This is a genomic window from Anaerolineae bacterium, from assembly GCA_025062375.1.
GTDB lineage: Bacteria > Chloroflexota > Anaerolineae > SpSt-600 > SpSt-600 > SpSt-600.
On record JANXAG010000001.1, the window covers coordinates 14,448 to 41,076 of the forward strand.

At 51.3% G+C, this 26,629-nt stretch carries 28 protein-coding genes; 12 read left to right on the top strand and 16 right to left on the bottom strand.

Annotated features, from left to right (window positions below; translation table 11 throughout):
• Window positions 1-25 precede the first annotated feature (25 nt).
• The 9 genes from NZ653_00100 to NZ653_00140 all read right to left on the bottom strand — a co-directional run bounded on the left by NZ653_00100 (window position 26) and on the right by NZ653_00140 (window position 8,350).
• Complete coding sequence (locus NZ653_00100; protein MCS7285529.1) at window positions 26-742, bottom strand: ABC transporter ATP-binding protein; 717 nt, start codon at window positions 740-742, stop codon at window positions 26-28.
• A 13-nt stretch (window positions 743-755) separates the two neighbouring features.
• Window positions 756-1,541 carry an ABC transporter ATP-binding protein gene (locus NZ653_00105; GenBank protein ID MCS7285530.1) on the bottom strand — a complete coding sequence of 262 codons (786 nt, stop codon included), beginning with the start codon at window positions 1,539-1,541 and terminating at the stop codon, window positions 756-758.
• Entirely contained in the window at window positions 1,538-2,773 is a 1,236-nt protein-coding gene (locus tag NZ653_00110; protein MCS7285531.1) for a branched-chain amino acid ABC transporter permease, read from the bottom strand. The genes NZ653_00105 and NZ653_00110 overlap by 4 nt, the downstream gene beginning before the upstream one ends.
• 10 nt (window positions 2,774-2,783) lie before the next feature.
• Window positions 2,784-3,950: a branched-chain amino acid ABC transporter permease gene (locus NZ653_00115; GenBank protein ID MCS7285532.1), complete on the bottom strand. Its 1,167-nt coding sequence runs from the start codon at window positions 3,948-3,950 to the stop codon at window positions 2,784-2,786.
• Window positions 3,951-4,155: 205 nt separating this feature from the next.
• On the bottom strand, window positions 4,156-5,370 hold the full coding sequence (locus NZ653_00120; protein MCS7285533.1) for an ABC transporter substrate-binding protein: 1,215 nt from the start codon (window positions 5,368-5,370) through the stop codon (window positions 4,156-4,158).
• A gap of 43 nt (window positions 5,371-5,413) precedes the next feature.
• A complete protein-coding gene (locus NZ653_00125; protein MCS7285534.1) occupies window positions 5,414-5,653 on the bottom strand; it encodes a hypothetical protein in 240 nt (79 codons plus the stop codon).
• 15 nt (window positions 5,654-5,668) lie between these two features.
• A complete protein-coding gene (locus NZ653_00130; protein ID MCS7285535.1) occupies window positions 5,669-5,995 on the bottom strand; it encodes a DUF6506 family protein in 327 nt (108 codons plus the stop codon).
• Between the two features lie 77 nt (window positions 5,996-6,072).
• Window positions 6,073-7,740, bottom strand: a complete 1,668-nt coding sequence (locus NZ653_00135; protein MCS7285536.1) for an FAD-binding protein — start codon at window positions 7,738-7,740, stop codon at window positions 6,073-6,075.
• A 367-nt stretch (window positions 7,741-8,107) separates the two neighbouring features.
• The gene (locus NZ653_00140) at window positions 8,108-8,350 is read right to left on the bottom strand and encodes a hypothetical protein (GenBank protein ID MCS7285537.1); all 243 of its coding nucleotides are present in this window, start codon (window positions 8,348-8,350) and stop codon (window positions 8,108-8,110) included.
• Between the two features lie 140 nt (window positions 8,351-8,490).
• Here NZ653_00140 and argS point away from each other — a divergent pair, with 140 nt between their 5' ends.
• Together argS and NZ653_00150 are read left to right on the top strand one after the other, a co-directional pair.
• Window positions 8,491-10,158, top strand: a complete 1,668-nt coding sequence (gene argS / locus NZ653_00145) for an arginine--tRNA ligase (protein MCS7285538.1) — start codon at window positions 8,491-8,493, stop codon at window positions 10,156-10,158.
• 3 nt (window positions 10,159-10,161) lie between these two features.
• Window positions 10,162-10,950, top strand: coding sequence for a DUF72 domain-containing protein (locus NZ653_00150; protein ID MCS7285539.1), 789 nt, complete (start codon window positions 10,162-10,164; stop codon window positions 10,948-10,950).
• Here the strand turns inward: NZ653_00150 and recN are convergent.
• The 7 genes from recN to tsaE form a co-directional block, all read right to left on the bottom strand.
• On the bottom strand, window positions 10,938-12,671 hold the full coding sequence (gene recN / locus NZ653_00155) for a DNA repair protein RecN (GenBank protein ID MCS7285540.1): 1,734 nt from the start codon (window positions 12,669-12,671) through the stop codon (window positions 10,938-10,940). The genes NZ653_00150 and recN overlap by 13 nt on opposite strands.
• Window positions 12,672-12,729: 58 nt before the next feature.
• Entirely contained in the window at window positions 12,730-13,479 is a 750-nt protein-coding gene (gene trmD / locus NZ653_00160; protein MCS7285541.1) for a tRNA (guanosine(37)-N1)-methyltransferase TrmD, read from the bottom strand.
• A 7-nt stretch (window positions 13,480-13,486) separates the two neighbouring features.
• Complete coding sequence (locus NZ653_00165; protein ID MCS7285542.1) at window positions 13,487-14,254, bottom strand: hypothetical protein; 768 nt, start codon at window positions 14,252-14,254, stop codon at window positions 13,487-13,489.
• A gap of 84 nt (window positions 14,255-14,338) precedes the next feature.
• Window positions 14,339-14,938 (bottom strand): uracil-DNA glycosylase, encoded by a 600-nt coding sequence (locus NZ653_00170; protein MCS7285543.1) that lies wholly within the window; start codon window positions 14,936-14,938, stop codon window positions 14,339-14,341.
• The gene (rimI, locus tag NZ653_00175) at window positions 14,931-15,473 is read right to left on the bottom strand and encodes a ribosomal protein S18-alanine N-acetyltransferase (protein ID MCS7285544.1); all 543 of its coding nucleotides are present in this window, start codon (window positions 15,471-15,473) and stop codon (window positions 14,931-14,933) included. The genes NZ653_00170 and rimI overlap by 8 nt, the downstream gene beginning before the upstream one ends.
• Window positions 15,474-15,475: 2 nt before the next feature.
• Window positions 15,476-16,144, bottom strand: coding sequence for a tRNA (adenosine(37)-N6)-threonylcarbamoyltransferase complex dimerization subunit type 1 TsaB (tsaB, locus tag NZ653_00180; GenBank protein ID MCS7285545.1), 669 nt, complete (start codon window positions 16,142-16,144; stop codon window positions 15,476-15,478).
• On the bottom strand, window positions 16,141-16,647 hold the full coding sequence (gene tsaE / locus NZ653_00185) for a tRNA (adenosine(37)-N6)-threonylcarbamoyltransferase complex ATPase subunit type 1 TsaE (GenBank protein MCS7285546.1): 507 nt from the start codon (window positions 16,645-16,647) through the stop codon (window positions 16,141-16,143). The genes tsaB and tsaE overlap by 4 nt, the downstream gene beginning before the upstream one ends.
• A gap of 127 nt (window positions 16,648-16,774) precedes the next feature.
• Here tsaE and NZ653_00190 point away from each other — a divergent pair, with 127 nt between their 5' ends.
• The 10 genes from NZ653_00190 (at window position 16,775) to NZ653_00235 (ending at window position 26,623) form a co-directional block, all read left to right on the top strand.
• Complete coding sequence (locus tag NZ653_00190; protein ID MCS7285547.1) at window positions 16,775-16,948, top strand: hypothetical protein; 174 nt, start codon at window positions 16,775-16,777, stop codon at window positions 16,946-16,948.
• 429 nt (window positions 16,949-17,377) lie between these two features.
• A complete protein-coding gene (locus NZ653_00195) occupies window positions 17,378-18,028 on the top strand; it encodes a DUF4013 domain-containing protein (protein ID MCS7285548.1) in 651 nt (216 codons plus the stop codon).
• A 116-nt stretch (window positions 18,029-18,144) separates the two neighbouring features.
• Window positions 18,145-19,575: a hypothetical protein gene (locus NZ653_00200; GenBank protein MCS7285549.1), complete on the top strand. Its 1,431-nt coding sequence runs from the start codon at window positions 18,145-18,147 to the stop codon at window positions 19,573-19,575.
• Window positions 19,576-19,586: 11 nt separating this feature from the next.
• A complete protein-coding gene (locus NZ653_00205; GenBank protein MCS7285550.1) occupies window positions 19,587-20,435 on the top strand; it encodes an MBL fold metallo-hydrolase in 849 nt (282 codons plus the stop codon).
• Between the two features lie 109 nt (window positions 20,436-20,544).
• Complete coding sequence (locus NZ653_00210; GenBank protein MCS7285551.1) at window positions 20,545-21,513, top strand: ribose-phosphate pyrophosphokinase; 969 nt, start codon at window positions 20,545-20,547, stop codon at window positions 21,511-21,513.
• 10 nt (window positions 21,514-21,523) lie between these two features.
• On the top strand, window positions 21,524-24,862 hold the full coding sequence (locus NZ653_00215) for a preprotein translocase subunit SecA (protein ID MCS7285552.1): 3,339 nt from the start codon (window positions 21,524-21,526) through the stop codon (window positions 24,860-24,862).
• 14 nt (window positions 24,863-24,876) lie between these two features.
• Entirely contained in the window at window positions 24,877-25,254 is a 378-nt protein-coding gene (locus NZ653_00220) for a hypothetical protein (GenBank protein ID MCS7285553.1), read from the top strand.
• On the top strand, window positions 25,241-25,999 hold the full coding sequence (locus NZ653_00225) for an ATPase (GenBank protein ID MCS7285554.1): 759 nt from the start codon (window positions 25,241-25,243) through the stop codon (window positions 25,997-25,999). Before NZ653_00220 ends, NZ653_00225 begins: the two co-directional genes overlap by 14 nt.
• A 7-nt stretch (window positions 26,000-26,006) precedes the next feature.
• Complete coding sequence (locus NZ653_00230) at window positions 26,007-26,288, top strand: hypothetical protein (GenBank protein ID MCS7285555.1); 282 nt, start codon at window positions 26,007-26,009, stop codon at window positions 26,286-26,288.
• On the top strand, window positions 26,285-26,623 hold the full coding sequence (locus NZ653_00235; protein ID MCS7285556.1) for a hypothetical protein: 339 nt from the start codon (window positions 26,285-26,287) through the stop codon (window positions 26,621-26,623). The genes NZ653_00230 and NZ653_00235 overlap by 4 nt, the downstream gene beginning before the upstream one ends.
• Window positions 26,624-26,629 lie beyond the last annotated feature (6 nt).

The window sequence follows — 26,629 nt, forward strand, 5'->3', positions numbered from 1 at the left end:
CAATGGAATGTGCTGAAGCCAAGGTTTATTCTCCTCCTAAGTAAGCTATTTTGACTTGAGGGTTCTCCCGGAGCTCTTGAGCTGTGCCTTCTATGGTTATGATACCAGCCTCCAGGACATATCCCCTGTGGGCCACTGAAAGGGCCATGTGAGCGTTTTGCTCCACCAGAAGGATGGTTACTCCCTGGCGGTTAATCTCTTTTATGGTTTCATAAATCTCTTCAATGAGGATGGGAGCCAACCCCATGGAAGGTTCATCCATAAGGAGAAGACGAGGGCGAGCCATAAGGGCTCTTCCGAGGGCTAACATCTGCTGTTCCCCACCCGAGAGGGTTCCGCCCATCTGATAGGCCCTCTCCTTAAGCCTTGGGAAAAGTTTGAAGACCCTTTCCAGGTTCTCCTCTATTTCCCTGCGATCTTTCAGAGTATAGGCTCCCATCTCCAGATTTTCCAGAACCGTTAAGTTGGCGAAGACTTTTCGGCCCTCTGGGACGTGAATTATCCCTTTTTTTACAATGACATCAGCTGGGAGGAGGGTGAGGTCCACTCCGTCGTAGAGTATTCTGCCTTTATCGGGAATAAGGAGGCCAGAAATTGTGCGCAAGGTGGTGGATTTTCCGGCGCCATTAGCTCCAAGAAGGGTTACAATTTCTCCTTCGTTCACGTAGAACGAGATGCCGTGCAGGGCTTTTATTGCTCCGTAGGAGACGTGCAAATCCTCTACCTTTAGAAGTGGTTCCATACCTTTCACCCCCCTAACGGATTGCCAGACGACCCAGATAGGCTTCTATAACTTTCGGATTGTTGCGCACCTCCTCAGGCTTGCCCCGAGCTATCACCTCTCCAAAGTCCATCACTGTGATCCACTCACATATGTTCATTATGAGGCGCATTCTGTGCTCCACCAGAAGGATGGTAAGGTTAAACCGGTCCCGGACGAAACGGATAAGTTCCATTAACTGGTCAATCTCTCTGGGGTTCATACCTGCCGCTGGCTCATCCAGAAGCAAAAGCTTGGGCTTTGTAGCCAAAGCTCTGGCGATCTCCAGTTTCCTCTGCATTCCGTAAGGCAAGCTTCCGGCAATATCGTTCTGTCTATCAGCCAGGCCAAAGATTTCCAGAAGCTCCTGAGCCAGCTCTGTTATCTCCTTCTCCCCTTTGCTGAATTTTGAGGAACGGAGGAAAGAATCAAAAATCCCATAGTTGACAAGGTAGTGGTGGGCTATACGCACGTTGTCCAAAACCGTCAGGTTAGGGAAAAGCCTGATATTCTGAAAGGTACGGCCTATCCCAAGCCTGATTATTTCATGGGGAGGGAGACCCACTAACTCCACACCTCTGAAACGGATGCTTCCGGCTGTGGGCCTGTATACTCCTGTGATAAGGTTGAAGACGGTGGTTTTACCTGCACCGTTAGGGCCTATGAGGCCCACCAATTCTCCATCCCTCAAAGTTATGGAGAAATCGCTCACCGCTTTAAGGCTATCAAAGTAATGGGTTAAACCCTTGATTTCAAGGATTACCGGCCTCTCCTCACTCATGCTTTAGCCTCCGCCGCTTTCCGAACAGGAGGATAAGTCTGCCGCAGGAATGGGATCTCATAGCGTCCCATAAGCCCCTGGGGTCTTAAGAGCATAAGGAGAAGCAAAACCAGGGGGTAAATCACGTAACGCCAGTTCTCAAAGCCTGTGGGAAGAACAAGCCTTAGAACTCCTTCCAGCAAAAATACCCAGAAGAACCCCGTAATTATGGTGCCCGTCATGCTGCCAAGACCACCGAAGACAACGATGATAAGAGGGTTAAAGGAGGGGAGAAATCCGAACATTGTGGGGTGCAGGAAACCTTGGTCATGAGCTCTTATACCCCCAGCCAATCCAGCAAAGACGCTTCCTACTACAAAAGCCAGTATTTTAGTGCGCGCTACATCTATGCCCATAAGGGCAGCTGCCCTTTCATCTTCCTTGATGGAGACTATAGCCCTGCCTACGCTGGAATGCAGGAGATTGCGCATGAAAAGCACTACAAACATGAAGCACACAAAAACCCAGGGCCATGTGGTCCACTTGGGTATTCCTACCATCCCTCTGGCCCCTTTCATCTCAGGGAACGGCAAAATTGTGTCAGAGTTATCTAAGAGGACCTTTACAATGATTGTAAACCCCAGAGTGGCAATCCCGAGATAGTCGGAACCAAGGGTTAGGACAGGAATTCCAAACAGGAAACTCACAATTCCAGCGATGGCTGTTCCTCCCAGCAAAGCCAGGAAGAATACAATCTGTCTTCCCACCGGCTCCGGAAGGCTCTGGATGAAAGAGTAAACAGCTGGCCCCAAGAGAGGGCGGAGATATTTGACAGCTATGGCAAAACCAGCGACAGTGGCAAAGGCGTGGAAGACAAACTCGGTGAAAACACTTACACCGTAGAACCGCTTAAGGAAACTGGCCACGCCCCACATGAACAGCAGAGCCAGTATTGATCCTCCTATAACCACTACCAGTCCTGAGGGGTCTCCTCTTACCCAGCGCCAGGTAATATCAGCGGAAGTGTAAGCTCCCAGGGCATAGAACCCGAATTGACCGAGGGAGAATTGTCCGTTGAAACCATAGATCAGGTTGAGGCCGAGGCTCACCATAGTCATGGCAGCGCCCCAGAAGAGGATTGTCTGCCAGTAAGCATTGAGTCTACCTGTTTCTATCAGGAACTGGACTAAAGCGAAGATTAAAAGGGCACCGGTGAAAAAGAAAACCGCAGGGCTTTTGAGCTTCTGGACCATCCTTTCCTCCTTACACCTTTTCCCCAGGGGCCTCTCCGAAAATACCTTGAGGCCTTATAAGCAAGATGATTATCAGAAGCGAGAAAGCTACTGCATCCCGCATGGGGCTTGAAATTACGCCTGCACTGAGGACTTCAGCCATGCCTATGGTAAGGGAACCTACCAGAGCACCTGGGATACTGCCAATCCCTCCCAGGACTGCGGAGATAAAGGCTTTAAGGCCTGGTAGTATCCCCATCAGGTGGTGGATTCGTTTAAAGGCAATGGCATAAAGGACTCCACCTGCCCCTGCTAAAGCCCCTCCTATGGCAAAGGTTATGGCTATAACATAGTCTACGTTTATTCCCATAAGCCTTGAGGTGGGCTTATCGTAGGCTGAAGCTCTCATAGCCTTACCGACTTTCGTCCTGGTGACTATGTACTGAAGTGCCACCACCAGGAACACCGAGATGCTCATAATTACCAGCATCACGTTGGAAATAGTCAAGTCCCATTTGATTATCCCCGAAGAGGGGAGAACCACCACAAGGCTCAGAATCAAGGTCAGAAGGCCGCCTAAATACAAGAAGAATTGAATGACGGGATTGTGCCGCAACAGCGCGGCCTTAGAGTTCCCCCTGTTGCCCAGTCCATTGAGAACAAAGTATGTGGTAAGAGTGGTCAAAAACAGCCCGCTTACAAGCCCCAGAGCCCAGGGGGGAATATCTTCAGCTCTGAGGACTGTAAGTTCAAAGGGGCGAGGATATGTAATGTAGTTATTGGTGTAAACGAAAGGCAAGGCCCCGAAATACTCAAGGAAGAAGGAAACGCCTATAGCGGTAATTAGAGCGGCAATTCTTGGCATAGCCCTTAAGGGCCTGTAAGCGAACCTTTCTATAGTTACGGCCAAGAGGGAACATGTAATCATGGAGAGGATTATGACAGTGATTGAACCCAACAGCGTTCCAGCTGTGTTATTGATTCCTGGCCATAGTTTAAAGGGCCAGCGGTGGAGTTCCATAGCGGAGATGGCGAAGAAACTGGTCATGGCCCCCACCATGAAAACATCGCCGTGGGCAAAGTTTATCAGCCTTATAATACCGTAAACCATAGTGTAACCAAGAGCGATAAGTGCGTAGAGAAACCCCAGCTGAATCCCGTTTAGGATTTGCTGAACGAAGACTTCAGGGCTTGCCATAACCCTGCGAATAAAGAAAGCCAAAATAATAAAGCCTAAAAAGGCCATTATAACGCTTGTTGTCCGGTTCAAAATCGCACCATTGTACCTTTTGCGTAAAGCTATCCTTCCCCTTTCCTCAAGCTCAGCAAAGGCCATCCTGCACCTCCTTGAATTAAAGGCCGGGGGGAATTCCCCCCGGCCTCCTAATCGGCCCCGCAAGCCTTTACGGGGAAACGATGGTCACGAATTTGACCTGGCCGTCTTTAACATAGAGGATGGCGGCAGGCTTAACGGGGTTGTGTTGATCGTCAAAGGCCACCTCGCCCGAGACCACCTGGAACTTCATCTTCTCCATGGTCTTGGCTACCTGAATGGGATCATCGGTGCCGGCAGCCTGGATGGCTTCAAAGAGGATATAAGCAGCGTCGTAAGCCAGGGTGGCAAGGGCATCCGGGACCTTCCCATACTTGGCCTTGTACTTTTCAACCCACTCCTTTACAACGGGACGTGGGTCTTCAGGAGCGTAGTGGTTGGTGAAGTAGCCGCCATCTACGGCTTTCAGGTCAAGTTGCGGGGAGTCCCAACCGTCACCACCCATCATGGTAGCAGTGATCCCGAGCTGGCGGGCCTGAGCAGCGATCACGTTCACAGTGGAGTAGTAGTCGGGCAAGTAGAGGATGTCGGGCTTGGCTTCCTTGACTTTGGTCAGGATAGCGGAGAAGTCCGTGTCACCGGCGGTGTAGGTCTCCCAGACCACTACCTTGCCGCCGCCCTTCTCAAAAGCATCGCGGAAGAACTCAGCCAGGCCGCGGACGTAGTCGTTACCCTGGTCCAGAAGGACAGCTGCGGTCTTGGCCTTCAGGGTCTCCAGTGCGAACTTGGCACCCACAAGGCCCTGGAATGAGTCAATGAAGCAGGCCCTGAATACAGTGGGTTTGGCCTTGCCTGCCTCATCAATGGTGACTTTGGGGTTAGTGGAAGTGGGGGTTATCTGGAGGACACCCTTGGCCGTAGCGATTTCGGAGACAGGTATTGAGGCCTTGGAGCACACTTCACCGATGATGAACTTAACCTTATCCTGCTCAATGACCTTATTGGCAGCGGCGACAGCAGGCTCAGCCTCGCACATACTGTCCTCAATGATGGGGACGATCTTGCGGCCGAGGACCCCGCCTTTGGCGTTCCACTCTTCAATGGCCAGGAGAGCGCCGTCACGAGTGGACTCACCGTAAGTAGCCACATCGCCGCTTAGGGGAGCCAGAATAGCAACTTTAAGTTCTGCCGGGGCTGGCGTCGGCGTTGGTGGAACTGGGGTCGGGGTTGGCGGAACCGGCGTTGGGGTTGCCGGTGCTGGTGTGGGCGTAGGTGCTGGCTTACAAGCTACAAGCCCCGCTACGATGGTGAGCAAGGTCAGCACCATAAAGATACGCTTACCCATGTTAAACCCCTCCTTAGGAGTTTTCAACCGGCAAAGCCGGTTGTTATTTAATTATAACACAATTTTCCCCCTTGTCAAATTCACCGGGCGGTGATCCCAACTCCGCAACCAGCCTCAGAACGAGGAAGTTTTTATCAAAATGGCATAATTCAGGCGATTCCTTAATAGCCTTTAATCCATCCATATGTTTAGTCAGGCCCCAAGAGGATTGCAGCGCAAAGTAGTAATCTTTTGACGAAAGCTTTTCATCTTTCGCCGCATGCTTTCCCACAGCCTGACTCACTTGAAGGACACCCCTTTATTCTTCTCTTGAAAACCAGCCCTCCTTCTCCATAACTTTTGCCACAATTCTATTGCTCGGAGGATCCCCTCGAGCCACAAAAATGCCTACGTTTTCCCCTACCGCTTTCGCCAGCTCCGCAATCTCTATGTGTGTGAACCCCGGGCAAAGAATGATCGCGTGAACGCCTTCCCTTTTGACAAGGTCCTGACAAACCTGTATTGCCTGAACCTGATTCTGGACCACCCTCACAAACAGCCTATATTTAGGGGTTTCAATCAAATATCCGTGTTTCTCCGGATCTGCATCGGGAGCATGAGCAACAAACAACGCATTGAACGCCATCGCTTGCTACCCCCTTCCCTTAATTGCCTATGGTTCTTCTCAGATTGAGTTTCGGTATGGTTCCTTCATTTGGCTTCTCAGCCTCTCTCCCTGAGAGCACGTACTGCGTGTTGCATAGCAATGTAAGCAAAAGTACAAGCCAGGCCAATGGTTGAACCTGGTCCGGGGTAGGTGCCACCGAATAACGAAGCCGAGGCATTGCCTGTGGCATAAAGACCAGTAATGGGCTCCCCATCCTCCCGCACGACCTGACCCCATTCGTTGGTGAGTAGTCCGCCTGCTGTCCCTAAATCGCCGGGATAGACAGCTGTCGCATAGAAAGGAGGCTGCTCCAGTGGTCCCAGATTGGGATTGGGCTTCACCCGTGGATCACTGTAGAAACGGTCGTACGCGCTTTCGCCACGATGGAAATCCTCATCTCGTCCGCGCCGTGCCATCTCGTTGAAGCGCACTACCGTGCGCTCAAGCCCATCGGGGTCCACTCCGATGCGCAAAGCTAAGTCGCGCAGGGTATCAGCGCACACCAGAAAGTGGGGACCGCTTGCCGAGCGCGGGGTAACGCCAGGAGGCAACGTGCCGAAAGGATAGTATCGGCGATGCCGACTTTCCATAATCAACCAGGCAGGAATAGCTGGAACCTTCTGGTGACGCTCATACTGCCACCGCCAACAGTCCACGTAGGAGGCCGATTCATTCATAAAACGTTCACCCTTGCTGTCCACAATGATGGAAAAGGGCAGAGAACGTTCACCCACTAAAAACAATGCCTGCCCTTGAGGGGTGATCACCACAGGCCCACCCCATGCCTTGTCCATCAGGGCCACAGCCGCGCCAATAGCTTGAGCAGCCCGAATGGCATCTCCTGTGTTCCCTGGTGCACCCACCGTCCAGTTCTTGCTTGTGGGTTTGGGTAAATACTGTTCGCGCATTTCCTGGTTGTGCTCAAACCCACCTGCGGCCAGCAGTACGCCCCCTCGGGCCCTAACCCGCAGTGGACGGCCGTCGTGCTCCACCACTGCACCAACCACGCGCCCGTTTTCGGTGATCAATTCAAGGAAAGGGCTTTCCAACCAGATGGACACGTTCCGCTGTAAGCATAGATACAAGAGCTGGCCAACCAGGGAAGCCCCCATACCCATGGGCACTCGGCCCCACAAACGGGGGACCAAACGCCCGAAGATCCGCAGTACAGTAGTAAACCCCTGCAACGTGCGCAGCGAAACCATAAAGGCAGATACTTCGTTTATGTAAAAGGGGATAGGGGGCGCGCCCGGGTATATGCGGAGTCGCTTCAGCCAAGGCCCAAGCTGACGCCCATCAAAGATGGCACCCTCAACAGCCCGCCCGAACTTGGATCCTCCCGGCTGCTCGGGATAATAGTCCGGGTAGCCGACGGCGGCATGCCAGCGAAACCCCAGCCTGCGCAAAAATTCAACCATCTTTGGACCATATTCCAGAAAGGCTCGCCGCCGCTCAGGGGAAGTCACCGGTCCGACGTCGGGCACCACTGCTTCTAAATAACGCCAGGCATTTTCAAAAGAGTCCTTCAACCCAGCTTCAAGCGATACCGGATTGTTTGGAATCCATAGGCCACCGCCTGACATGGCGCTCGAACCGCCTATCATGTCCGTTTTCTCAATTACCAATGGCTCAAAACCAGCTTCTTTAACGACCAGGGCTCCTACCAAGGCACCTGCTCCACTGCCAACGATAAGCACATCAACCTGATGATCAAAGGAATACATAGCACTCCTCCTCTTTACATAATAAACACCCGGGCGATTAAGCTCGACCCGGACGGCTTTTGTGGTGTGCTTCTTTGCCAGGGTGTTTATCCTCTCTCGCCTGCTGCCTCCCCAGTATAAGAGGAGTGGGTGAGGCTTTTCGTTTTTATCAAGCGTTATAAATATAACGCAAATGTTTTGAAGTTGCAAAATGACAACTGTTCGCACCACCGGCCCACCGCATAGTTTCTGACCAACCAGCAAGGGGCAAAAGGTACCAAACCCCGGTGGTATATGCGTTCACAGCCATCGGATTGAGGGGTAGCCAAAAAGGGCAAACAATCCATAGGACAGGATAAGTGCACCAGCAGTAAGGAGGACAGCAGCTTCATTTGGCGTTCCACTCATCAATGGCCAGGAAGGCGCCGTCACGAGTGGACTCACCGTAAGTAGCCACATCGCCGCTTAGGGTAACCAGAATAGCAACTTTAAGTTCTGCCGGGGCTGGCGTTGGCGTCGGTGGAACTGGGGTTGCTGGTGTTAGTGTGGGCGTAGGTGCCGGTTTACAAGCTACGAGCCCCGCTACGATGGTGAGCAAAGCCAGCACCATAAAAATACGCTTACCTATCACCGGGCCCGGCTGAAAGCGGTTGCCGAGGGAGATCACCGTCCAGCGCCCCCCGAATTTATACCCGTCACTCGTGGAACACGGTCCGTTGCATCTAACCACCAGTAGCACTATAATAAGAGCAAGCAGCGGAGGTGAATTTCATGGTTAAAAGGCAGTTGGAGATATTGCTTTTGAACGCAATCGCAAAGGCTTGCGGGGAAGAAGGGTGGCCTTTTGCTCCGGAGGAAATCAGCGGCTCGCTTGTGGAACGCCCAAGGGAACCCCAATGGGGAGATTACTCTTCGCCCGTGCCCCTGCAGCTGGCTTCACGCTTCAAAAGAGCCCCGCGCCTCATAGCTCAGGCCATCGTGGCTCGCCTGCCAGAAACCGATATCCTGGAAAAAGTTTCAGTGGAAGGGCCGGGCTATATAAACTTTGTCCTGGCCTCTTCCTGGCTGGCAAAGCAAGTAAATGAAATCTTAAAGCAAGGGGAGGAGTACGGGAATGTAAACCTGGGGCAGGGAAGGAAAGTTCAGGTGGAGTTCGTGAGCGCTAACCCCACTGGCCCCCTGACCGTGGGCTCAGGCCGTAACGCTGTGATTGGAGATGTTCTGGCCAACGTTCTGGCTGCAGCGGGGTACAGGGTTCAACGGGAATATTACATTAACGATGCGGGCACTCAGATGCGCCTCTTCGCTGAAACCCTATATGCCCGCTACGCTCAAGCTTTAGGCGTAGATGAACCTATCCCCGAGGAAGGCTACCGGGGATCTTACATGATAGAACTTGGCCGGGAAATCGCTTCCGAAGAAGGCGATAGATTCCTGCATCTGCCACGCCAGGAGGCGGTAGAAGCCATCGGGGAGATAGGGTTGAAAAAGATGCTTGCCAGAATAAAGGCAGACCTGGAATTCATCGGGGTTTACCACGATAACTGGTTCTCGGAGCGCAGCCTCTACAGAGAAGGCCTTTTTGAAAAAGTGATGGCAATCCTCAGGGAGAAAGGTTTCATCGCTGAGAGAGAGGGAGCCATCTGGTTCGTTTCTTCCGAACTGGGTGAGGATAAGGACAATGTTTTGATCCGCAGGACAGGCGAGCCCACTTATTTTGCCTCCGATATAGCCTATCATTACGATAAGTTCTTCCGCCGGGAGTTTGATTGGGTAATTGACGTTTGGGGAGCTGACCATCAGGGGCATGTGCCCAGGATGAAAGCTATGATGAAAGCCCTGGGGCTTGACCCCGAAAGGCTTTCGATAGTCCTCTATCAGATGGTAACCCTGAAGCGAGGCGGTAAGGAAGTAAGGATTTCCAAAAGAACTGGGGAAATTGTGACTTTGCGGGAGCTGGCTGAAGAGGTGGGGCCCGATGCTGTCCGCTTTTTCCTTCTGGCCCGCGCTCCCTCAAGCCATATGGATTTTGACATAGACCTGGCAGTCCAGCAATCTTCTGAAAACCCCGTCTACTACGTCCAATACGCCTATGCTCGCATCTGCAGCATATTCCGCAATGCTGGAGATCTGGACTATTCCGATGGCGATGTCCGGCTCCTTACTCATCCCCGGGAGCTGGATCTCATAAGGCAATTAATCCGGCTGCCTGAAGTAATTGAACTGGTTGCAAGCCAGCTGGCCTCCCACTATCTGGCTTTTTACTCTCAAGAACTGGCCAGTTCTTTCCACCTTTTTTACCGCGATTGCCGGGTTCTTTCCGCAAACCCGGATGATTTAGAACTCACCAAAGCCCGCTTGAAGTTGGTCAAGGCCACCCAAATAATACTGGGCAAAACTCTCAGACTTATGGGCGTAAGCGCACCTGAAAGGATGTAAGGCATGATTTACGTGGGGACAAGTGGATTCAGTTATGACGATTGGGTTGGACCCTTTTACCCCGAGAACATGGCTCATCAGTACTGGCTCCCCTATTATGCTCGCCACTTCAAAGCCTGCGAGCTCAACTTCACCTACTACCGCCAGCCCGACCGCTCTACCCTGAAAGGTTTGGCCAGAAGAGTCCCGAAAGGTTTCCTCTTCACAGTGAAAGCCTATCAAAAGATAACCCACTCCCGCGATGCAGGGGATGAGGACTTCCGGGAATTTCTAAGGGGTATAGAGCCCCTGATGCAGGAGGGAAAGCTGGGCTGTATCCTCGCTCAGTTCCCTTATTCCTTCACCCCTTCCCGTGAGAACAGGGATTATTTGAAAGTCATAAGGGAAAAAATACCTGAAATTCCCGTTGTGGTGGAATTCCGCAATGCCCGCTGGCTGGTGAAAGAAACCTTTGATTTTCTGAGGGAGAACAATCTGGGGTTCTGCTGTGTGGATGAGCCTCCCCTCAAAGGCCTAATCCCCCCGATAGCTGAAGCTACCTCCGACGTGGCGTACGTCCGGTTTCACGGCCGCAATAAGGAAAAGTGGTGGGAACATGAAGAAGCGTGGCAAAGATACGATTACACCTATACCCGAGAAGAACTGCAGGAATGGGTACCAAAAATAGGTTACCTTCAGGAGAAGGCTAACATAGTTTTTGCCTTCGCCAACAATCACTGGCGGGGCCAGGCAGTGGATACAGCTCGCCTTCTGAGGGACCTCCTTCGAGAAGAGGGCTATCAGGTAGTTTGAAAGGAGCTTTTGAAGGCTTCTACCTGGCGAAGCATCTCTTCAGCGCTCTGGTAAGCGAGCGGTGTTGAGGACCCCAACATTAAAGCCAGTTCTTCAATCCTGGCTCTTCTTTCCAGCTCTTTAACTCTGGTCACTGTTCGCTGGTTTATTTCCACTTTCTCCACCCTGAAATGAGCATCGCCGTAGGCTGCCAGCTGAGGCAAGTGGGTCACACACAGGACCTGGTGGTGCTCCGAGAGGCGCCACATCTTCTCTCCTACCACCGCCCCCATTCTCCCCCCTATTCCAGCATCAATTTCGTCAAAGATAAGGGTTGGGGTATCGTCCGCTGCGGAAAGCACGGTCTTCAAAGCCAGCATGAGGCGGGAGGTCTCTCCACCCGAGGCCACTTTCGCCAGGGGTTTCAGGGGCTCGCCGGGATTCGTGGAAACCAGAAACTCAACCCGGTCAATACCTGTGGAATCAAAAGCATAGCGTTTATTGTCCACCCAGACCCCATCCGGGTCTTCCTTCCAGGTTATGCTTACCTGGAACCGTGCTTTGGCCATGCCCAGTTCTGCCAGATGCTTTTCAACCCCTTCTGCCAGCGAAGCGGCTGCCTCCCTGCGTCTGAGGGAAAGCTCACAGGCCAAGGCCCCTATCTCGTGCAGAAGTTTCTCCTCTTCCCTCGCCAGCTCTTCAATCCTCTCCTGATTTGTAGATATTTCCGCCAGCTCCCTCCGGGCGGCTTCTGCATATTCCAGAATTTCCTCAATAGTGTCGCCGTATTTGCGCTTCAGGGAATTTATGAGCTGGAGGCGTTCTTCTACCTGCTGAAGCCTTTCGGGGCTGAATTCAATTCTGTCCCGGTAATCCCTGATCCGATGGGCTATTTCTTCAGTCCAGGCCATTGCTTCCTCCAGGGCTTTATAGAGCTTTTCCATCTCCGGCTCTATTTTCCCCAGCCCCTGGAGGGCATTGAGGGCTCGGGCCATCTGGTCCAAAGCTGAGTTTTCCCCTTCGGCCCCTTCGTAAAGGGCGCTGTAAACCTCGTCGGCCAGAGATTGCAATTTTTCGGCGTTTAGCAGACGGCGCCTCTCCTGAGCCAGCTCCTCATCCTCTCCAGACTTCAAATTAGCCGATGTTATCTCCTGAACCTGGTATTCAAGCTGGTCTATGCGTCTGGCTATTTCCCTCTCGTCGCGCCTCAGTTTCTCCAAAAGGGCCCTGACTTCCCGCAGGCGCTTGACCTTTTCAGCCACTTTATTTCTGAGTTCCTCAAGCCCCCCGTATCGGTCTAAGAAATCCCTCTGGCGTGCTGGGCTCAGCAGGGCCAGATGTTCGCTCTGGCCGTGGATATCAATGAGATAGGGAGTTATCTGAGACAAAACCCCTGCAGGCACAGTTCGGCCGTTTACCCGACATATGCTTCTTCCTTCGCGGATTTCTCTGGATATGATGAGGATGTTGTCTGTAATCTCCAGGCCATATTCCTCAAGGGTGGGCTTTATAAGGGAAACGTGAGCTTCGTCCAGGATGAAAACTCCCTCTATGTAAGCCTCTTCTGTTCCTGACCTTATGACGTCGCTTGTAGCGCGGCCTCCGAGGAGGGTGCTTATAGCATCAATAATTATAGACTTGCCTGCACCTGTTTCTCCAGTAAAAATATTGAAACCCGCCCGCAAGCGCAGGCGCAACTCATCAATTATCGCAAAGTTCCTGATAGTTATCTCGCTCAGCACGCTTCAACCACTTTCCATAATATATTTTAGAGCCTCTGGTGGATTTCGGCAAACTACCTCAAGGCTGGAGGCCTTCTTCCAGTTTCCGGAGGAATTCTCTATCTTCTTCTGTAAGGCGGGCCTTTTTGAGGAGGTCAGGGCGACGTTGCCAGGTAATGAGTAAAGATTGCTGCCTGCGCCAACGCGCAATGGCTGCATGGTTTCCCGAAAGTAGAACCTCCGGAACCTTATAGCCTCGAAAATCAGCCGGACGGGTATAGTGAGGATATTCCAGGAGCCCCTGGGAGTAGGAATCTTCAAAAGCTGCCGCCGGATCCCCGAGCACCCCGGGGATTAGCCTGGCTACGGCGTCCACAATCACCATGGCAGGGATTTCTCCTCCAGTAAGAACGTAATCCCCAATGGAGATTTCATCATTGGCCAGATAAAGCCTCACCCTTTCATCAACTCCTTCGTAATGGCCGCAGATCAGGACGATGCGAGAGTGGCGGGAAAGCTCCCACGCCACTTCCTGGGTAAACAGACGGCCCTTAGGGCTCAGGAGGATCACAGGAACATGGGGTTTCTGACCTTCCTCCAGGCCAAGGATGCTTTCCACGGCCCGGAAGATGGGCTCTGGTTTCATAACCATACCCCCACCACCTCCGTAAGGGTAATCATCAGTTACTTTATGCCTGCCAGTGGCGTAATCTCTGATGTTGTGAATGGCAATGGAGACCAGGCCCCTCTCCCGGGCCTTCTTCAGTATGCTCTCCTCAAAAACCCCCGCAAACATTCCAGGAAAGAGGGTCAGGATGTCAAAGTGAATGGCCATATTACCCCGGAACTGAAGGGACTACTGGCGGTTCTCCCTTGATCTTCTCCACGATTTCAAAGGCTTTTCGGACATTCTCGTCGGGCCCTTCCACCAGAAGCACCACTGCCCCCTGGGATTCTCCCAAACCGCCGGCGGCGAGCATGGTGGCTTCTACTCCTGCCAGGATTCTGAGGGCCTCTATCTCCGTCACTACCTCAGCCCCATGGACAACCATAAGGCCCACTTTGTCGCCCGTAGCATACTTGAGGCGATAAATTCCGCATTTCTTTGCTGCTTCCGGGACCGAGGGCACGAGCTTTTCCAGGCCTACTGGGACGATGAGGTGAGCACCTCTGGCCATTATCGTCCCCAAAGCCATCCCTATGGTTCCGCCCAGATCGTTGGACATTAAAATGCCCACATGGCCCTGGGGATCAATAGCATTGGCGCCTTTTATGAACACATCATCCGCACCAAAGGAGCGAATGGCCACTTTGGCTTCAGTGTTTACGGGTTCACCTTTATAGAAAATGAAGGGAGTCTGGCGTATTTCGGGAGGGGTGGATGACAGCTTCCCGTGGCCGATATATCCCGCGGCATAAGTAAATTTATCCAAGGGTTTACCCATGAGCTCTTCGGCAATATAAGCAGTGGTAGTGCCATTGGCCACAATTACCCACCCTTCAGTGAAAGCCCTCTTAACATGAGGGAGCTGGACCACCGCTTTGGCTATAAGCCTCTTGGATTCGGGCGGATTAAGGACCATTACTCCAGCAACGTTTTCCATGGCGGTCACCTCCTGGAAGGTTCTGAGAGTATCTTAAATTAAAAGGCACAGGTTGTCAATGAAATGAAGAAGCTCGCTTTGGTTTTAGAAAAGGCTGAGCTGCCGCGCTTTGCTTTCGTCCTGCACCTCCAGCCTATCCAGTTCTTCCAAAATTTGAGGGATGCGTTTGAAATCCTCTTCCAGAATCTCGCGCCACCTGGGCTGGTGCAGGGCGGCAGCAGGATGCAGAACTGGATAGCAGATCATCTTCCCAACCTTTACAGGTTGACCTCGCACCTTGGTTATGGAAGCTTTGGGGAGAAACTTGGCCAGAGAATACCGCCCGAGGGTTACCACAAGTTTTGGCTTTATTATCTCCAGCTGGCGATCAAGGTAGGGTGCGCACGCATCAATCTCATCCTTCATGGGGTCCCGGTTGCCTGGTGGACGGCATTTGATAACATTGCAAATGTAAACCTCCTCGCGCTTTAAGCCTATACTGGCTAAAAGCTCATCCAGGAATTGCCCCGCTGCTCCCACAAAAGGTCTGCCCTGCCGGTCCTCGTGAAAGCCCGGGGCTTCCCCTATGAACATTATCCGGGCATTTTCAGGCCCTTCCCCCGGAACAGCTCTGGTTCGGCTCTGATGAAGCCGACATTTAGTGCAGTTTTTAATCTCTTCATAAAGGCTTTCCAGTTCACCCATGACTTTCCTCCCTAAGTCTCCGTTCTAAGTTCTCCCGGTTTTTAGCCAGAAGCGAGCGATACTTCGGGGTGTTTATGTCAAAAACTGTCATGATGAGAGCATCTTCCCCATCGGAATAATAACCCTTGCGCCTTCCTACTACCTCAAAGCCATATTTTCGGTAAAGGTTCTGGGCAGCTTTGTTGGAAACTCTAACTTCCAGGGTAGCAAGCTCCGCCCCGAGGCGGAGGGCTAGGTTTATGAGAGAATACAAAGTAAGCTCTCCGATCCCTCTGCCTCTCCATTCGGGCTTCACGGCGAGGGTGCATATGTGAGCTTCACCTACGAGGAACCAGAAGCCGCCGTAGGCTATGAGGGGCCCTTCCCCCTCCTCGGCCTTGAGCCGAACCACCAGGTAGAAGCTGCGGTCATTGCGGGTAAGCTCATATTGATAAGCCGATTGAGACCAGGGCATCTTGAAGCTCGCTTTCTCTATTTCCATAACCTCCGGCAAATCTTCAAGGGTCATGGGCCTGATTATAAAAGGTATTTCCATCACTAAATCCCCTTAAGGTAGATGGGCGAAAGGGAAGCGGGATCATCTTTGTGGGAGGACAGCCATAACTGGTAAGCCATCTGGGCCAGAAACCCAGCCCTCCTGAGGGAAAAGGCGGGATCTGCTACCTTGGCTCTCTTCCCGAAAACTTCTTCTATGAAATCCCTTCCATACTGGTCAATTTCTCCGCAGAAAATAAAGCTACCATTCTGCACTCTGGAAGGCAACTCCTCCCAGGCCAGAGCCATATACTCGGTGAGCCTTTTCCATCGCTTCCCCACCCTTTTATAACCTGCGGTATAGATTCTGCCGCGCCCCGCCTCTAGGACACTCCATACCGGTAGAGGCTGGTAAGATAAGGGGTAGGCCAGGAAATCCAAAGTTGGAACACCCACCAGGTCAATCTTAAGGGAAAGAGCGAGACCTTTAGCCACAGCCATCCCTATACGCAGTCCAGTGAAAGAACCTGGCCCGAGGGCTACCCCGATTGCCTTGAGGTCTGCGGGCTTCAGGCCCTGAGTCTCCATCATCCTGACAATCCTGGGCATAAGCTGGAGGGTGTGACTTTCACGGGAAAACCAGTTCTCCTCCGCCAGGATTTTCTCCCCGTCAAAAAGGGCTATGCCCGAAAATTTAGTGGAGGTATCAATGGCCAGAAGCATAGTTTTCATTTAAAACCGAACGCCGATTCTTTGAAAGCGTCTAAAAGCTGAACATACCTCTTACCACTGGCTTCCATCAGAAGGCTTCGCTGATGTCTATCAAGGTGGTTGAAGGTTATCCACAGCCTCTCTGGTGGGATTATCTCCCGCGCTCTATCAGCCCATTCTATCACGCATACCCCGTCGCCGTAAAGCTTTTCTTCTATCCCGATAGCCAGGGCCTCCTCCACGGGATCGCTGAGGCGGTAAAAATCAATATGGTAAAGGGTCAGGCCGGATGAGGTTCTGTACTCGTTTATTAGGATAAAAGAGGGACTTGTTATGGGCTCTTCCACCCCCATCCCGATTCCTATCCCCTGGACAAAGCAGGTTTTTCCGCTTCCTAAGGGGCCTTCCAGACAGATCACATCCCCAGCCTGGAGAAGCCTCCCAAGCCTTATTCCAAGGCGTCTTGTTTGCTCTTCGCTGCGGCTTATGAAAGAAATAACCGCTCCCTTGAGGATTGGGCTCATTTTCTCTCCTTCAAGGGGTAATTATACACCAGATTTGGAGGAGGAAACAAAGCTTCCGAAAGCAGGCAAGTGCTGGCTCAGGAAAGATAGAACCCCTCAACATTTAAGGTTGCGCAGTGCACCTTGGATGCACATGCGGTCACAGGCTCCGGGAGATTCAATTGTGAGGAGCAACGCCGATGCCGAGAGGCTTCCCCCTTTCGTCTTCAATTGCTTCCAGATATTGGCCACGGGATTCCTCATCGGCAGCGCCGCTGCGAGCAATGATAGAAACCAGGCCCTCAGCTTTCTGGCAATCTAAGAAGTGGCAGATGCATTCCTTGTGGGAAAAGGGAAGCAGGCCATCAGGTTTGCCTGTTTTTCCAGTTTTTGCAAAGAGGCCTTAAGTAGGAAAGCTGGAGGCAGGTTATACGGTGCAATTGGCTTTCCATCTCACAAAAAGTGCATCTGGCATTGTGGTCCGAGGCGACATTGGCCCCGTTGGGGCGGGTGCCATCGTGAAAAGGAGCCGGCGTATGGCCCTTTTGCTCCCCCAGAAGAATCCATCCATAAGGTGGAAACGCAGCTTCATGGGCGAGCCTCTTCGAAGGGTTGATGAATTTTAAAACCAGAGGAAGACTTTACGGGCTCCTTCTTCCCCTGACCCTTTATCCGCTGCGCGCCAGCCGATAAGTTTGACTCACGGACCTTCATTCTGTTATAATGGTAAAAACCAACCAAGGGGGCCATCATGGATATAGGAAAAGCTTTCAGTTATGTATTTGAGGACAAAAATTGGCTTGTCAAACTTCTCATCGGCGGCGTACTTCTCCTTATTCCCATCGTTAATTTCATCTCCATAGGCTATGCTCTAAGGACCCTTCGCAATGTTGCCGAAGGAGAGGAAAAACCTCTTCCCGAGTGGGACAATTGGGGTGATTACTTCACCAAAGGGCTGATGGTTTTCCTGGCCACCCTGCTTTATTTGTTACCCTTCTATATCCTCTTAGGCATTGGTGGAGCCCTTGTAGGCATTGCTGGGGCCAGAGAAGAGGGCGCTTTGGCCTCTATTGCTGCCTTATGTGGCTCTCTCGCGTACTGCCTGACCAGCGTTTACGGCTTAGCTTTTAGCCTCTGGCTCCCAGGAGCTTTAACCTTTTACCTGTTTAAAGGAAACTTCGGCTCCATGTTCAGCTTCAGCGAAATATTTCGCTATATCTCCGCCAACATCGGCAATTACCTTATAGCCTGGATAATTTCCGTTGTGGCATCGTTCGTGGCTTCTTTCGGGGTGATTCTCTGCGTCATAGGCGTTATATTTACCCTTTTCTGGGCTTACCTGGTCTGGGCCCACCTATTCGGCCAGGTTTGGAGGGCGGCTTCAGGAAAAGCAGTAGTGTAAATCGTATGAGACGGATCCTGTTTTTCTTAGCGGTTCTGTTTTTGTTTACCCAGCAAACCCTGGCCCAAACACCGCCCCCCCCATTATCCCTCCCTGAAAAGGGGGATGAAGGGGGGGTGGTTAAAGTTTATTTGTTCCATAGCCCTGCTTGCCCCCATTGCCGCCGCATAATTGAAGAATTTTTGCCGAAAATCCAGGAAAAATACGGAGCTTCTCTGGAAATCACCCTCCTCGATGTTCAGGAACCGGAGAACTACCTATTCCTGCTCACAATAGAAGAACAGGCGAAAATCCCACAGGAATACCGCGGTATTCCTTTAATGGTCATCGGGCGCCACATTCTGATCGGAGCGTTAGACATCCAGCAACGCATGGAAGAAGTGGTGGATTTTTACCTCAAACAGGGAGGGGTGGATTACTTAATCCCGCCGGAGAAAATAAAGGAAACCTTCATGCTCCCTACCCCTCAACCCCAAACCAGGCCAGTGCACCTCGCTTATTTTTACCTTTCTGGCTGTCACGAATGTGACCGTGTTTACCAGGACCTGGAATATCTGAAGAAACGCTACCCTTATCTTAAGGTTCATGCCTTTGATGTGCAGAAAGAGGCCCCACTTCTGGAGTGGCTGGGCGATAAGTTCGGTATCCCTCAGGATAAAAGATTAACAGTTCCGGCAATTTTTGTCGGAAACGATTACCTTTTGGGGAAAGATGTCGCCTTTGAAAGGCTTGAAGAATTGATTGATAAATACTCCTCAAGAGGAGCAGAGCCCTTCTGGGAAAACTGGGATAAAGAAGAAGCGGTGGCTGGTATTTTGAACCGCTTCCAATCCTTCGGACCCTTTACCGTAGCAGTGGCCGGGCTTGTGGATGGTCTTAACCCCTGCGCCTTTGCCACTTTGATTTTTCTCATTTCATACCTCACCATTACAGGACGCAACAGATTTCAAGTTTTAGCGGTGGGTTTAGCCTTTACCTTGGGGATCTATGTAGCGTATTTGAGCATAGGAGCTGGATTCCTGAAGGGGCTCCAATCCCTCCCCTGGCTTCGCGGATTTTCCAAAGGCATATATGGCATAACAGCAATCCTATGCTTTGCCCTGGCTTTGGGCAGCCTCAGAGATTACCTCAAAGCCCGACGCGGTGCTGTAGAAGAAATGAGCCTGAAATTGCCTGTCCGTCTGCGTCGTGTGGTGAACAAAATTATAAGGGAAAGCATGAAAGCCCGTCACCTTGTTCCCCTCTCCCTGCTGGTAGGCTTTACCATAGCTCTGATTGAATTCACCTGCACCGGACAGATTTACCTGCCCACGCTCCTCTTCGTCCTGGGCATTCCCGAGATGCGAGCGAAGGCTTTCGCTTACCTTCTTCTCTACAACCTGGCCTTCGTCTTCCCAATGATAGCAGTTTTCACCACAGCCTTCTTTGGAGCTTCCTCGGAACAGCTTGGCCTTTTCCTGAACCGACACCTGGTTTCTATAAAACTGGCTACGGCCTTAATTTTCCTGGCTCTGGGCGGCTGGCTCATATATGCCTTCTTAACCTGAAGAGAAGGACCATGGTAAAGGTTGGAGATAAAATCTTTGTAGAAACAAACTTCCGCGAAGGCAACGTCGGGCTCATAAAGCTGGAAGAAGGCGCAATTCTTGTCAATGTCCCTCCCTCCCCTGCGGAGGTGGATAGATGGCTTCAAGAATTAGAGGAAATTAACGGCGGACCATTGCTTTACGTTGTGGTCACCGATTGCCACCCTCTCCGCCTCCTGGGCCTGTTAAAAGTGCCTCTGCCCAGGATTGCTCACTATAATATGCGGGAAGAATTGCTCGGTGCCAGATCTTACTACAAGCTCATCTTTAGAGAAAGCTACCAGAAATTTTACGACGGAGAACCCCCTGAAACCTTTGAGGCCTTTTTGCCCACATTAGCTTTCAAGGGAATCATGACCCTGCACCGTGGTCGGGATATAGTTAAATTGATATCAGCAAGCGGACCTACTTCAGCCAGCATAGCTGTTTATTTGCCCCGGGATAAAGTCCTTTTTGCCGGCGCACTGGCGGTTCAGGGAACCCATCCGGATTTAAGATTGGCCCTGTCGGGCAGATGGATCAGGAATCTGAAGCGATTAAAGGCTTTGCCCGTAAATACCGTGATCCCGGGACATGGGAGCCCCTGTGGGCCCGAGATTTTTGACAAGATGATAGAATATCTCACCAGCGTAAGGAGAGCCGTAAAGGAATTCTATCTGGCTGGGAAAGGACGCCCCGATATATCCAGGCTCGTGAACAATTTGTTACCCCTCTTTCCCTACCCCCCTGAACAGGAGGAGGAAGTGCGCAATCTCCTCAAAGCCGGCCTCTCTCACCTTTACGACGAAATCAGAGCTAGAGAACTAAAAGCTACGAGCTAATTCTTGTTGGCCGAAATTTAACCCGAGAGAAAGCCTGCTTTCTTTTAATTCTCCCGGTTTTGATATATAATTGAAAAGTGACCTTAACCTCTTCAGCGGAGGCGCTTATATGTACAAGATGTACGGTGACCTCGCCGTCTATAGCGGAAGAGCCCATCCTGAGCTTGCCAGGGAAATCGCCAGCTACCTGGGAGTAGAACTCGGAAAGATTGAAATCTTTGAATTCCCCAACGAGAATATCTTTGTCCGGTTGCTTTCCAGTGTAAGAGCCAAAGACGTATTTTTTATTCAACCCACATGCTCCCCTGTAAACCGCAATCTGGTGGAACTCCTTATAGCCATTGATACCCTGAAGAGGGATTCGGCCGGGCGGATAACCGCTGTTGTTCCCTATTACGCTTACGGCCGAACCGATAAAAAGGACGAACCAAGAGTGCCGATAACCGCCAGGCTTGTGGCAGACCTCATAACCGTAGCTGGAGCTGACAGAGTTCTCACTGTGGACCTGCACGCACCTCAAATTCAGGGGTTTTTCAACATACCGGTGGATGAAATCCACGTCTCCTTCCTTTTGGAAGAATATTTCATAGAGAAAAATATTCCCGACCTCGTGGTTCTGGCCCCCGACGTTGGTGCAGTCAGAAGAGCCCGCAACTTCGCCGAAAGAATTGGAGCCCCATTGGCTATCGTGGAAAAAAGACGGTACACCGAGCCAGGGGGCTCAAGAGTGATTGATTACGGGATAATTGGAGATGTAAAAGACAAAAACGTTCTTATAGTTGATGATGAGATTGATACCGCTTCCACCATCGCTCACGCTTATGCTGCCGCCAAGAAGTTCGGCTGCAAAGATGTTTACGCTTGCGCTATCCACCCCATCTTCTCACCACCGTTTTGCTATCAAAACCTGGAAGGTCTTGAAATAAAGGAAATCGTCGTCACCAATACCGTCCCCATAAGCCCTGAAAAAAGAGCAAGGTTGCCTAAAATCCAGGTTATATCCATAGGCCCATTGCTTGGAGAAGTTATAAGACGCATCCACATGGGCGTATCGGTAGGGGCGCTGTTCAACGAATGAGGAGGATAAATTGCTCAAAAAGTTACTGAGCACGGTCTTGGGCGAATCCAACGAGCGGGAGCTTAAAAAACTTGAACCCCTGGTTCAAGAGATTAACTCCCTGGAACCAGAAATGGAAAGACTTTCAGATGAAGAACTCCGGAAGCTTACTGAGGAGTTCAGGAAAGAGCTTCGCAAAGAAACAGCCTCGCTGAGGGAAAGGGTGGAGGAAAAGAAAGCGGAGCTCGAAGCTGAAGAGGAGCCAGATTTAAGGGAAAAGCTTGAGGAAGAGTACAACCGCTTGGATGAAGAGCTGAGGAAAGCTGAAGAGAAATTTTTAAATCGCATTCTCCCCAAGGCCTTTGCGGCTGTAAGAGAGGCTTCCAAGCGCACTATAGGCCTTCGCCATTTTGACGTCCAACTTATGGGAGGGATCGTCCTCCACCAGGGCAAAGTGGCTGAGATGAAAACCGGAGAAGGCAAAACCCTGGTGGCCACACTGCCCGTTTATCTCAACGCCCTCACCGGCCGCGGGGTCCATGTGGTAACCGTAAACGATTATCTGGCTAAAAGAGATACCCAGTGGATGGGCCCCATTTACCACCTCCTGGGCCTCAAAGTAGGAGTTATTCAATCCTTAGCCGCTGATCCTGCTATGAGCTCTTTTATTTACGACCCCGATTACCTATCCGAAGATGACCGCTATCAACACCTGAGGCCTGTCTCCAGGCGTGAAGCTTACCTTGCCGATGTCACTTACGGCACCAATCACGAGTTTGGGTTTGATTACTTGCGGGACAACATGGTCCAGGACCTTTCAGAATGCGTGCAGAGGGGGCTAAACTACGCCATTGTTGACGAAATAGACAACATCCTTATAGATGAAGCCAGGACCCCTCTTATAATCTCGGGCCCGGCTCAGGAATCAGCCGAACTTTACAAAACTTTCGCCCACCTCGTTCCGCAACTTACCCCCGGCATTGATTATCAGGTGGACGAGAAAGCGCGCATCGCAACCCTGACCGAGGAAGGGATTGAGAAGGTGGAAAGGATGCTGGGGATTGAAAACCTCTATTCCTCTCAGTATTTCCACCTTTTACCTTATTTGGACAACGCCCTTAGGGCTTATGCCCTCTATCACCGGGATAAGGATTACATCGTCAAAGACAACGAGGTCATAATAGTGGATGAATTCACCGGCAGGCTCATGTATGGCCGCCGCTATTCCGAAGGCCTCCACCAAGCTATAGAAGCTAAAGAAGGAGTCCCAATCCAACGGGAAAGCCTTACCCTGGCTACAATTACTTTCCAGAACTACTTCCGCCTTTACAAAAAGCTTGCCGGCATGACGGGCACCGCCGCTACCGAGGCCGAAGAATTCTACAAGATTTATGGCCTTGATGTAGTAGTAATTCCAACCCACAAACCCATGATACGCATTGATTACCCCGATGTAGTTTACAAAACAGAGGAAGCCAAATTCAGAGCTGTAACCAAAGAAATCCTTCAGCTTCACTGTCAGGATCGACCGATCCTCGTAGGCACCCTTTCCATAGAGAAATCCGAGCATTTAAGCTCGAGGCTTTCCCCTCAGAGGCTCCAGGACCTGGCGAGAGTCATCATCCTCAGAGATGCTCTAAACTCTCGAAACGACATAGATTCCAGCCAAAGGGAAAAATGGAACAAAGCCCTCAACGTTCCCCTCGAAAAACTTGACCCCAGAGAAATAAACTCTATGGCGCGGAAACTGGGGGTCAACCCCAACATCCTGGCTCACGAGAACATCCTCCGGCTGGCGCAGGTTCTGGGGGTGGAAAATGTTCAGAAGCTGGAGAAAATTCTGCGGGAAGGAATACCCCACCAGGTTCTGAACGCTAAATATCACGAGAAAGAGGCCCAAATAATTGCCCAGGCCGGGAGGCCAGGAGCTGTCACCATCGCCACCAACATGGCTGGAAGAGGCGTTGACATCCTCCTGGGAGGCAACCCGGAGGGGTTAACCCGGGAGAAACTTCGCCAGGAAGGCTTTGATTTAACCCAGATCCGTTCTTCCGAGTGGGATGAAGCCCTCAAGATGCTGCGCCGTGGCGAGGACCCATCAGTTCGTTTCCCCACTCGTTGGGCACAAGTATTGGCAGAGATGTATAAAAAATGCCAGGAAGACCACCAAAAAGTAGTAAAACTCGGTGGCCTCCACGTAATTGGCACAGAACGCCATGAAGCTCGCCGAATTGACAACCAGCTCAGGGGAAGGGCAGGCCGTCAGGGTGATCCTGGCTCCTCTCGCTTTTACGTCTCTCTGGAGGATGAATTAATGCGAAAGATGGGAGGAGCTCAGGGCCTGCTGGAAAAAGTATGGGCTGATGAGGACATGCCCATCGAACATGGTTTGGTTACGAAAGCCATAGAACAAGCCCAGATTCGGATGGAAGGCTATAACTTTGACTACCGCAAGCACGTTCTGGAATACGACGATGTGGTAAACAAACAGAGGGAAGTAATCTACCGGCAGCGAAGGGAAATACTCAGGCAGAAGAACCTGCGGCCCTTCGTTATGGATATCCTGAAAGAGAAACTCTCAGCTCTGGTGGATTCCTATGCAGCTTCAGGAGAGGACGGCCGTCCCGATTGGAAAAGCCTTCATTCGGCAGTAAAAGCAGTGATACCGCCTGAATTCCTTCCTTCCCCTGATAGCTGGCGAGGCAAAAGCTCCCGTCAGATAGAAGAAGAGCTTCACGTTTTGGCTGAAAAGGCCTATGATACCCTCTCTTCGGCCATGGCCCGCGAGTTCTGGGATACTATGGCCGAACAGGGCAAACGCCTCATGGACCTTTCTCTGGAGCCCAATCCGATCTTCCGTTTAGTTTATGATTTTATATCTTCAGAACTGAAGGAGGAGCTGGAATCCATTAAGGGCAAGCCCTTCTCAGCTCTGGGGCGAACTTTGAGGGAAAGGCTCGAAAAGCCAATAGCTAAGGCATTGGCTCTGGGGCGGGATCGCTTCGTAATGCTCAGAGCGGTGGATTCCCTTTGGGTCAGGCACCTTACGGACCTTGATGAGCTTAAAGAAGGCATTGGGCTGAGAGCTTTCGGGCATCAGAACCCCCTCATAGCTTTTAAGCGGGAAGCTCATGAAATGTATGAGAACCTCCTGGCTCAGATAAGGGATCAAATAGCCCAGGGAGTCCTTTACACCTTCGTTGCGGTGAAGAAACCAGAACCTGCGATGCCGCGATTGAGAGTTCCTGTCCCAGCGCAGGTCCCACAGGGTCAGAGACGCCCTGGACGAAATGAGCCCTGCTGGTGTGGAAGTGGGAAAAAATACAAACACTGCCATATGCGACAGGATGAGGCGATGGGCAGACGTTAGAAAGGTATCAGACTATGGAGGAGAAAGACTTCTTGGAAGGCTTTGACCCGGAGCTCCGGGAGTTCGTAAGGGAGAAAATTGATTCTTTTATAAAATGGGACCTCCTCAAACTTCTCTATTCTAACCCCCACACCGTTGATACTGCCGAGAGGTTAGCCCGTCAGTGTGGGAGGTCCGTAGAAAGCGTCCTTAAAAATCTGGAAGAGATGGTTCGGGAAGGGCTTCTGGAAATGCACCTTGTAGCAGGCATTCCGGTCTATTCCATCACGAAAAATGAAAACACCCGCAGGCTCATAGAAAACTTCCTGGAGGCTTGCAAAAATCGCCAGGTAAGGGTGAGGGTGGTTTACCACATCTTGAAGAGACAGGAGGTGAGTTTTGAAAAGGGTTAAAACGGGGATTCCAGGCCTTGACGAAATGCTCTCGGGAGGGTTCTTCCCCGCCAGCGTCAACCTGGTGGAGGGAGCTCCAGGGACAGGTAAATCCACCCTGGGGATGCAATTTATCTACAACGGTATTGTCAAGTTTGATGAGCCTGGCTTGCTTATCACTTTTGAACAATTCCCCGAACAATATTATAGAGATGCGGAAAATTTTGGGTGGAATTTCCGCAATCTGGAAAAAGAAGGTAAGCTCAGGGTCATTATGACCAGCCCTGAAATCTTCAGACTGGATATGGAAAGGGTGAGCGGGATGGTGGAGCAAGCAGTTATAGAAATGGGGGCCAGAAGGATTGTGATAGATAGCATAACCCACTTTGAACGATTAACTTCTGACCCCGTGGAGTTGAGAAACCTTGAATATTCTCTCGTCAATGCTCTGAAGCGCCTGGATCTGACCGCCATCCTCACCCGGGAAAGCCCCACCCTCTTAGGGGGCGAAACGGGAACTTATCCGCTAAGTTATATCGTGGACTCTTACATCCTCCTTAGGTATGTGGAAATAGATAGCCGGATCCACAAAGCCATCCTTGTCCTAAAGTTCCGGGGGAGCGACCACGCAAAAGACATACGCCGCTTTGAGATAACTCCAAACGGCATTGAGATCCTGGAGAGGTTTGAGGGTAGGGAGGGCCTTATGAGTGGAACTCCCCGGCGTATGGCTGAATCCTTTATAGAAGCTTTTGTAAGGAAATAAAGAGAGCATGGAGAACTTATTGCAACTTTTTTCCTGGACCCTTTTTAGCTTAATTCTGGTGGTCGTGATGTTTATCGCCAGGTTTTACGAGAGAAAAAGCGGCCGGAGGACCTTCTACCAGTTTTATCCCCTGGCTATTTTCCTTTTTCTGGCAGCAGCTTTAATCTACACAGGAAAAGGGGGCGATTTCGTAGGAGATTTCCGGGGAGACGTCTTCTTTTCCCTGGGAGGATTGCTTACTTCTGCACTGGCGGCTTACCTCTTTGAACTGATGATGGGGAAACGATGATAGAATTAGGGGTTGCCCTTTTAAGTTCTGGTGCCCTGGTAGGCGCTATATACCTATGCTTCGTGCTTATGGAGCTCAGCCGCAAGCTGGGTCAGGTTCTAAAAATGCCACCTTATTATCTGGTTTTTTACCCTGCTGGTATCTGTCTGATGGTAGCGCTTTTTGCCAGGTTGATCAAAACTTCTCTGCTTCTTGTCCCTCAAGAAGCGAGGCCCCCTCTCTTGAACTCATCCCAGTTCTACTCTGTGGCTTATCATTGGCCTCTTTTGCTGGGGATGCTTCTGGCTTTTTTGGTTACAATAAAATATTGGGGGTGGATTTTCTGGGAAAGGTAGTGGGAG

Excerpts from the sequence above, each read along its gene's own strand:
- NZ653_00170 (MCS7285543.1), bottom strand. The coding sequence starts at position 14,938 with ATGGGTGAACTGGAAAGCCTTTATGAAGAGATTAAAAACTGCACTAAA.
- NZ653_00190 (MCS7285547.1), top strand. The coding sequence starts at position 16,775 with ATGCACATGCGGTCACAGGCTCCGGGAGATTCAATTGTGAGGAGCAAC.
- NZ653_00135 (MCS7285536.1), bottom strand. The coding sequence starts at position 7,740 with ATGTATTCCTTTGATCATCAGGTTGATGTGCTTATCGTTGGCAGTGGA.
- NZ653_00235 (MCS7285556.1), top strand. The coding sequence starts at position 26,285 with ATGATAGAATTAGGGGTTGCCCTTTTAAGTTCTGGTGCCCTGGTAGGC.
- NZ653_00100 (MCS7285529.1), bottom strand. The coding sequence starts at position 742 with ATGGAACCACTTCTAAAGGTAGAGGATTTGCACGTCTCCTACGGAGCA.
- NZ653_00130 (MCS7285535.1), bottom strand. The coding sequence starts at position 5,995 with ATGGCGTTCAATGCGTTGTTTGTTGCTCATGCTCCCGATGCAGATCCG.
- argS (MCS7285538.1), top strand. The coding sequence starts at position 8,491 with ATGGTTAAAAGGCAGTTGGAGATATTGCTTTTGAACGCAATCGCAAAG.
- tsaB (MCS7285545.1), bottom strand. The coding sequence starts at position 16,144 with ATGAAAACTATGCTTCTGGCCATTGATACCTCCACTAAATTTTCGGGC.
- NZ653_00110 (MCS7285531.1), bottom strand. The coding sequence starts at position 2,773 with ATGGTCCAGAAGCTCAAAAGCCCTGCGGTTTTCTTTTTCACCGGTGCC.
- NZ653_00195 (MCS7285548.1), top strand. The coding sequence starts at position 17,378 with ATGGATATAGGAAAAGCTTTCAGTTATGTATTTGAGGACAAAAATTGG.
- tsaE (MCS7285546.1), bottom strand. The coding sequence starts at position 16,647 with ATGAGCCCAATCCTCAAGGGAGCGGTTATTTCTTTCATAAGCCGCAGC.
- NZ653_00150 (MCS7285539.1), top strand. The coding sequence starts at position 10,162 with ATGATTTACGTGGGGACAAGTGGATTCAGTTATGACGATTGGGTTGGA.
- NZ653_00165 (MCS7285542.1), bottom strand. The coding sequence starts at position 14,254 with ATGGAAAACGTTGCTGGAGTAATGGTCCTTAATCCGCCCGAATCCAAG.
- rimI (MCS7285544.1), bottom strand. The coding sequence starts at position 15,473 with ATGGAAATACCTTTTATAATCAGGCCCATGACCCTTGAAGATTTGCCG.
- NZ653_00210 (MCS7285551.1), top strand. The coding sequence starts at position 20,545 with ATGTACAAGATGTACGGTGACCTCGCCGTCTATAGCGGAAGAGCCCAT.
- NZ653_00220 (MCS7285553.1), top strand. The coding sequence starts at position 24,877 with ATGGAGGAGAAAGACTTCTTGGAAGGCTTTGACCCGGAGCTCCGGGAG.
- NZ653_00230 (MCS7285555.1), top strand. The coding sequence starts at position 26,007 with ATGGAGAACTTATTGCAACTTTTTTCCTGGACCCTTTTTAGCTTAATT.
- NZ653_00105 (MCS7285530.1), bottom strand. The coding sequence starts at position 1,541 with ATGAGTGAGGAGAGGCCGGTAATCCTTGAAATCAAGGGTTTAACCCAT.
- NZ653_00120 (MCS7285533.1), bottom strand. The coding sequence starts at position 5,370 with ATGGGTAAGCGTATCTTTATGGTGCTGACCTTGCTCACCATCGTAGCG.
- NZ653_00115 (MCS7285532.1), bottom strand. The coding sequence starts at position 3,950 with ATGGCAAGCCCTGAAGTCTTCGTTCAGCAAATCCTAAACGGGATTCAG.
- NZ653_00205 (MCS7285550.1), top strand. The coding sequence starts at position 19,587 with ATGGTAAAGGTTGGAGATAAAATCTTTGTAGAAACAAACTTCCGCGAA.